The organism is Enterobacter cloacae complex sp. P12RS, from assembly GCF_014895875.1.
Taxonomy (GTDB): Bacteria; Pseudomonadota; Gammaproteobacteria; order Enterobacterales; family Enterobacteriaceae; genus Enterobacter; species Enterobacter bugandensis.
This window is the reverse complement of sequence record NZ_JADBQO010000044.1, coordinates 1-1,782: the sequence shown is the minus strand read 5'-3', so window position 1 is coordinate 1,782 and position 1,782 is coordinate 1. Positions and strand designations below refer to the sequence as shown.

At 53.3% G+C, this 1,782-nt stretch carries 1 rRNA gene; it reads right to left on the bottom strand.

Features of this window, described 5'->3' with window-relative positions:
• Positions 1–47: 47 nt before the first annotated feature.
• A 16S ribosomal RNA gene (locus IM284_RS20005) occupies positions 48–1,587 on the bottom strand.
• Between the last annotated feature and the right edge of the window lie 195 nt (positions 1,588–1,782).

Here is a 1,782-nt window from a genome sequence, read left to right as displayed (position 1 = left end):
TTCATCAGACAATCTGTGTGAGCACTGCAAAGGCAGGTTCTTTAAGGTAAGGAGGTGATCCAACCGCAGGTTCCCCTACGGTTACCTTGTTACGACTTCACCCCAGTCATGAATCACAAAGTGGTAAGCGCCCTCCCGAAGGTTAAGCTACCTACTTCTTTTGCAACCCACTCCCATGGTGTGACGGGCGGTGTGTACAAGGCCCGGGAACGTATTCACCGTGGCATTCTGATCCACGATTACTAGCGATTCCGACTTCATGGAGTCGAGTTGCAGACTCCAATCCGGACTACGACGCACTTTATGAGGTCCGCTTGCTCTCGCGAGGTCGCTTCTCTTTGTATGCGCCATTGTAGCACGTGTGTAGCCCTACTCGTAAGGGCCATGATGACTTGACGTCATCCCCACCTTCCTCCAGTTTATCACTGGCAGTCTCCTTTGAGTTCCCGGCCGAACCGCTGGCAACAAAGGATAAGGGTTGCGCTCGTTGCGGGACTTAACCCAACATTTCACAACACGAGCTGACGACAGCCATGCAGCACCTGTCTCAGAGTTCCCGAAGGCACCAAAGCATCTCTGCTAAGTTCTCTGGATGTCAAGAGTAGGTAAGGTTCTTCGCGTTGCATCGAATTAAACCACATGCTCCACCGCTTGTGCGGGCCCCCGTCAATTCATTTGAGTTTTAACCTTGCGGCCGTACTCCCCAGGCGGTCGACTTAACGCGTTAGCTCCGGAAGCCACGCCTCAAGGGCACAACCTCCAAGTCGACATCGTTTACGGCGTGGACTACCAGGGTATCTAATCCTGTTTGCTCCCCACGCTTTCGCACCTGAGCGTCAGTCTTTGTCCAGGGGGCCGCCTTCGCCACCGGTATTCCTCCAGATCTCTACGCATTTCACCGCTACACCTGGAATTCTACCCCCCTCTACAAGACTCTAGCCTGCCAGTTTCGAATGCAGTTCCCAGGTTGAGCCCGGGGATTTCACATCCGACTTGACAGACCGCCTGCGTGCGCTTTACGCCCAGTAATTCCGATTAACGCTTGCACCCTCCGTATTACCGCGGCTGCTGGCACGGAGTTAGCCGGTGCTTCTTCTGCGGGTAACGTCAATCGATGAGGTTATTAACCTCACCGCCTTCCTCCCCGCTGAAAGTACTTTACAACCCGAAGGCCTTCTTCATACACGCGGCATGGCTGCATCAGGCTTGCGCCCATTGTGCAATATTCCCCACTGCTGCCTCCCGTAGGAGTCTGGACCGTGTCTCAGTTCCAGTGTGGCTGGTCATCCTCTCAGACCAGCTAGGGATCGTCGCCTAGGTGAGCCGTTACCCCACCTACTAGCTAATCCCATCTGGGCACATCTGATGGCAAGAGGCCCGAAGGTCCCCCTCTTTGGTCTTGCGACGTTATGCGGTATTAGCTACCGTTTCCAGTAGTTATCCCCCTCCATCAGGCAGTTTCCCAGACATTACTCACCCGTCCGCCACTCGTCACCCGAGAGCAAGCTCTCTGTGCTACCGTTCGACTTGCATGTGTTAGGCCTGCCGCCAGCGTTCAATCTGAGCCATGATCAAACTCTTCAATTTAAGTTTGATGCTCGTGAATTAAACTTCGTAATGAATTACGTATGTTCACTCAGAGACTTGGTATTCATTTTTCGTCCGAGGACGTTAAGAATCCATGTCACTTTGAGTGCCCACACAGATTGTCTGATAAATTGTTAAAGAGCAGTGCCGCTTCGTTTTCGCTGCGACGCGGGGTGTGCATATTACGCTTTCCCG